This is a genomic window from Rathayibacter sp. AY1E6 (assembly GCF_002931115.1).
In the GTDB taxonomy this organism is placed as follows: Bacteria; Actinomycetota; Actinomycetes; order Actinomycetales; family Microbacteriaceae; genus Rathayibacter.
Window position 1 is genome coordinate 1 of record NZ_PSVK01000040.1, and the last position, 5174, is coordinate 5174.

Below are 5174 nucleotides of genomic sequence, written 5' to 3' on the forward strand. Positions count from 1 at the left end.
GGCCCGACCTGCTCGTCGAGGGCCCGATCCAGTACGACGCGGCGGCCGACGCGGCGGTCGCGGCCTCGAAGATGCCCGGCTCCCAGGTCGCCGCTAGCGCACCACGGGGATGGCGGCGGTGGGCGGGACGATGGCCTGGGTGGCGGCCTGGATGGCCGTGATCGCGACGGTGTTGACGATGTCCTGCACGAGCGCGCCGCGCGAGAGGTCGTTGACCGGCTTGCGCAGACCCTGGAGGACCGGTCCGATGGCGACGGCGCCGGCCGAGCGCTGCACGGCCTTGTAGGTGTTGTTGCCCGTGTTGAGGTCGGGGAAGATGAACACCGTCGCGCGCCCGGCGACCTGGGAGCCGGGCATCTTCGAGGCCGCGACCGCCGCGTCGGCCGCCGCGTCGTACTGGATCGGGCCCTCGACGAGCAGGTCGGGCCGGCGCTCGCGCACCAGAGCCGTCGCCGCGCGGACCTTCTCGACGTCGGCGCCGGCTCCGCTCTCGCCGGTGGAGTAGGAGAGCATCGCGATGCGGGGGTCGATCCCGAACTGCTGGGCGGTCTCGGCGGACGAGATCGCGATGTCGGCGAGCTGCGCCTCGGTGGGGTCGGGGTTCACCGCGCAGTCGCCGTAGACCAGCACGCGGTCGGCGAGCGCCATCAGGAACACGCTCGAGACGACGGAGACGCCCGGGCTCGTCTTGATGATCTCGAAGCCGGGGCGGATGGTGTGCGCGGTCGTGTGCGCGGCTCCCGAGACCATCCCGTCGGCCAGGCCGAGCTGCACCATCATCGTGCCGAAGTAGGAGACGTCCGTGACGGTGTCGTAGGCGTGGTCGTAGGTGATGCCCTTGTGCGCGCGGATGCGGGCGTACTCCTCGGCGAAGCGCGCGCGGTGCTCGGGGTCGAGGGTGCTCAGCACGCGCGCGCCGTCGAGGTCGAGGCCGAGGCCCGCCGCACGGGCGCGGATCTCGGCCTCCTCGCCGAGGATCGTGAGCCGGGCGATGCCGCGCTTGAGCACGGTCGCGGCGGCACGGAGGATCCGGTCGTCGCCGCCCTCGGGCAGGACGATGTGGCGGTCGGCGATGCGCGCGCGCTCGATCAGCCCGTACTCGAACATCAGCGGCGTGACGACCTCGGACCGGCCGACGTCGAGGAGGGTGAGCAGCTCGACCGCGTCGACCGCCTCCTGGAAGAGGGCGAGGGAGGTGTCGCGCTTGCGCGGGGAGTCGGCCGCCAGGCGGCCGCGGGCCGCGGTGACGCGGACGGCGGTGTCGTAGGTGCCGAGCTCGGTCATCACGATCGGCACGCGGCTGTCGACGCCCTCGATCAGCCGGACGATCGGCTCCGGCAGCTCGAAGCCGCCGTTGAGGATGATGCCGGTGACCGTGGGGAACGTGCCGGAGGCGTACGCCATGATCACGGCGAGGACGACCTCGGGCCGGTCGCCGGGGACGATCACGACGCCGCCCTCGGTGAGCCGCGGCAGGACGTTCACCATCGACATGCCGGCGATCACCACGCCGAGCGCCTCGCGGCCGAGCAGCTCCGGATCGCCCGCGACGACGACGCCGTCGACCGCCTCGACCAGGCGGGACAGGCTCGGAGCGACGAGGAACGGATCCTCGCGGATCGCCCAGACCGGGACGGTGGCGGGGATGCTCTCGCGGATCGCGGCGACGGCGTCGGCGGCGGTGTCGGGATCGGCGCGGTTCGCGATCACTCCGATGAGGCTCGCGTGGGCCGTGCGCAGCTCGACCGAGGCGAGCTCCGTGATCTGGCGCATCTCCTCCGGCGTGCGCGCGGGAGCCTGGCCCAGCTGCTCGCTGCGGGACGAGTCCCGGCCGGTGAGGACGAGCAGGACCGGGGCACCGAGGTTGGCGGCGATGCGGGCGTTGTAGCCGAGCTCGGTGGGGCTGCCGACGTCCGTGTAGTCGGAGCCGAGGATGACGACGGCGTCGCACCGGGCCTCGACGCCCTTGTACCGCTCGACGATCCGCGAGAGCGCCGCCTCGCCGTCGGCGTGGACGTCCTCGTAGGTGACGCCGATGCAGTCCTCGTAGGCGAGGCCCGAGTCGGAGTGGCCGAGCAGCATCTCGAGCACGTAGTCCGGCTCGGAGGTGGAGCGGGCGATCGGGCGGAAGACGCCGACCCGCTGCACCTGGCTGCTGAGCGCATCGAGGACGCCGAGGGCGACCGTGGACTTGCCCGAATGACCTTCGGCGGACGAGATGTAGATGCTCTGAACCATCGGATCCAGCCTACCGAGGGGGTCCCTCCGCCTGGCTGAGTAGAGGCCAGGGATGGGAGGGCGTGCATGGCGCGCGGCTGTGGAGGAGCGTCCGCAGTCGGTAGGGCCTCGTAGCGGCTGTGCGGCGGTCCATCGGCGGAGCAGGCGGGCCGGTTAACGGAAGAAGACCCCCCGCGCACCCGCCAGAGCCCGGTTACCCTTGCTGCGTTTCCGCCCTGGGGGAGTTGGCCTGGATGGCGCCACGCGGGGAGCCGGGTGACAGTCTAACCGACGACGGCGGCCGAGGAGAGCGGGGCGTGTCGGGGTCGTGGTCGTGGTCAGCGGGAGCCTCCGACACCGGCTAGTATCGATGAGTCGCGGCTCAGGTCGTGCCAGGAGGATTCGCCTAGTGGCCTATGGCGCACGCTTGGAAAGCGTGTTGGGTGAAAGCCCTCGGGGGTTCGAATCCCCCATCCTCCGCGAACGGTGTCCGTTGCTCTCGCCAGCACGGGCACCGTTTTGTTTAACCGGTGCGGCCGATCGTCGGAGCCCGGTCGACCGGTGAAGGCGTCGATCGGAGCGGCCCACTCAAGCATCGCCGGGTTCGCGCCGCCGGTGCACGACGACGTCGCGCCGAGCAGGGGCCGCCGATCGTCCGGCGCGTGCCGGGCGCGGGATCAGCCGTAGAGGTGGTTCGTCCGCGCGCAGGAGTCGGAGCAGAACGCGCCACGGCGGGCGACGAGCGGGGCCGAGCAGGCGGCGCAGACGGGGCGGAAGAAGAGTTCGGCTACGGATCGCGACATGGTCCGACCGTAGGTGCCGGTCCCGGATCGTGCCCGTCGCCATCCGTAATACGACACCGCGGACGACAGGGCGGCGATACGGACCCTCCGGCGACGCCGACCGTCAGTCGGCGATGCGCTCGAGCCATTCGTCGAGCAGGAGCCGCTCCCCCGCGCTGAGGGGCTCGATCTGCGGCAGCGCCGTCCGCAGGGCGACGGCGTGCGCGACGACCGCACGGGCGGCGGGATCGGTGGGGCCCGCCTCCGCCGTGGTGATCGCCGCGAGGACGGACTCGCGCGAGCGGGACGAGAGCTCGTCGTCGGGGTCGGCGAGGGCGGTCAGCGTGAGGGTGCAGCCGAGCGCGGCCGACTGGAGCAGGCGGGAGGCCCGCTCGACGTCGACGGTGAGGCGGCCGGCTTCGGCGACGGCCCGGACCGCGTCGAGGAGGACGCCGCGGGACAGGCGCGCCGCCTCCGACTCCTCCCCCGGCCGCGCGGTGAACATCAGCGCGTAGAGGTGCGGTTCGGCGAGTCCGAAGGCGACGTGGTGATCCCAGGCGGCACGGAGCGCGTCGACCGGGTCGGCCGGCGCCTCGCTCCGCTCGAAGTCGGCGAGGGCCGTGGCGAATCCGGCTGCCGCGGCCGAGTCGAGCAGCCCGCGCAGGTCGCCGAACGTCCGGTAGATCGTGGGGGCCTGGACCCCCGCCGCCGCGCTGATCGCCCGCGTCGACACCGCGTCCCGCCCGCCGTCCGCCAGCAGCTCGACCGTCGCTCGGAGGATCCGCTCCCGCGTCGTCCCGCTCTCACTCATGCTACCGACGCTAACACGTTCCCGTTAGCGCCTCGTCTCCCGGACCGGCCCGGGTCGCGTCAGCGCCGTCGGGCGGTCCCGAAGATCCCGCGGACCACCTCGCGCAGCAGCGTCCTGCCGGCGCTCGAGCCCAGCACCTCCTCGACGACCGTCTTGTCGCGGCGGGCGGTGCGGGTCCCGCGGGAGGTCGGTGCCGTGCGCCGTCGGGAGCGCTCGGCGGCCTGGTCGGCGGCGCGCTCGGCGGCGGCCCGCTCCTTCGCGCGGCGGGCGGCGTCCGCGGTCTCCTCCTTGGCGCGACGCGCGTCCTCCTTGGCGCGGCGGGCGTCGTCGGCGGCCTGCTGCTCGGCGGCGGCGCGGGCCTCCTCGGCGTCGGCGGCGGCGTCGAGCCGGCGGGTGAGGATCTCGCGGGCGGAGTCGCGGTCGAGGGGCGTTCCGTAGCGCGCGAGGAGCGGGGACCTCTGGACGCTCGCCTCGCGGTCGGCCTCGGGGGTGGGCTTCATCGAGCCGAGCGGGGCGCGGAGACGCGTCCAGGCGACCGGGGTCGGGGCGCCGCGCTCGTTCATGACCGTCACGATCGCCTCGCCGATGGGGAGCGCCTGGAGGACCTCGCCGAGGTCGTAGTCGCTCTCGGGGTAGGTCGAGACGGTGGCGCGGAGGGCCTTGGCGTCGTCCGGCGTGTGCGCGCGGAGCTGGTGCTGCACGCGGGAGCCGAGCTGGGCGAGGACGTCACCGGGCACGTCCTTCGGGGTCTGCGTGACGAAGACGATGCCGACGCCCTTGGAGCGGATGAGGCGCACGGTCTGGGTGATCGCGGCGAGGAAGTCCTTCGACGCGTCGCGGAAGAGCAGGTGCGCCTCGTCGAAGAAGAACACCAGCTTCGGCTTGTCGAGGTCGCCGACCTCCGGCAGGTCGTTGAAGAGGTCGGCGAGGAGCCACATCAGGAAGGTGGAGAACAGAGCCGGTCGGTCGGCGACTCCGGGGACCTCGAGGAGGCTGACGACGCCGCGACCGTCGGCGGCGAGGCGGAGGAACTCGGCCGTGTCGATCTCGGGCTCACCGAAGAACACGTCGGCGCCCTGGTCGGCGAACGCGATCAGCTCGCGGAGGATCACGCCGGCGGTCGCCTTCGACAGCCCGCCGAGCTCGGCGAGCTCCGCCTTGCCCTCGTCGCCGACGAGGTAGGTGAGCACGGCGCGGAGATCGGACAGGTCGACGAGCGGGAGACCGGCGCTCTCGGCGTAGTGGAAGACGAGGCCGAGGCTCGACTCCTGCGTGTGGTTGAGGCCGAGCACCTTCGCGAGCAGCAGCGCGCCGAATCCCGTCACGGTGGCGCGGACGGGGACGCCGGTGCCGATGCCGCCGAG

General features: G+C 73.0%; 4 protein-coding genes, 1 tRNA gene, 1 other RNA gene and 1 pseudogene. 2 read left to right on the top strand and 5 right to left on the bottom strand.

Annotated features, from left to right (window positions below):
- Positions 1-101 (top strand): annotated as a pseudogene (locus C5C46_RS17440) (phosphate acyltransferase); the annotation flags it as partial.
- Here C5C46_RS17440 and pta read toward each other — a convergent pair.
- Together pta and ffs are read right to left on the bottom strand one after the other, a co-directional pair.
- Entirely contained in the window at positions 94-2238 is a 2145-nt protein-coding gene (pta, locus tag C5C46_RS16375) for a phosphate acetyltransferase (protein ID WP_104227473.1), read from the bottom strand. The pseudogene C5C46_RS17440 and the gene pta overlap by 8 nt on opposite strands.
- 159 nt (positions 2239-2397) lie before the next feature.
- An RNA gene (gene ffs / locus C5C46_RS16380) (signal recognition particle sRNA small type) lies at positions 2398-2494 on the bottom strand.
- A gap of 118 nt (positions 2495-2612) precedes the next feature.
- Here ffs and C5C46_RS16385 point away from each other — a divergent pair.
- A tRNA-Ser gene (locus C5C46_RS16385) sits at positions 2613-2697 on the top strand.
- A 197-nt stretch (positions 2698-2894) separates the two neighbouring features.
- Here the strand turns inward: C5C46_RS16385 and C5C46_RS17340 are convergent.
- The 3 genes from C5C46_RS17340 to C5C46_RS16395 form a co-directional block, all read right to left on the bottom strand.
- Positions 2895-3020 carry a hypothetical protein gene (locus tag C5C46_RS17340; protein ID WP_258059557.1) on the bottom strand — a complete coding sequence of 42 codons (126 nt, stop codon included), beginning with the start codon at positions 3018-3020 and terminating at the stop codon, positions 2895-2897.
- A gap of 103 nt (positions 3021-3123) precedes the next feature.
- On the bottom strand, positions 3124-3810 hold the full coding sequence (locus C5C46_RS16390) for a TetR/AcrR family transcriptional regulator (RefSeq protein ID WP_104227474.1): 687 nt from the start codon (positions 3808-3810) through the stop codon (positions 3124-3126).
- A gap of 59 nt (positions 3811-3869) precedes the next feature.
- A partial coding sequence (locus C5C46_RS16395) for a helicase HerA-like domain-containing protein (RefSeq protein WP_104227475.1) occupies positions 3870-5174 on the bottom strand: 1305 nt, incomplete at its 5' end.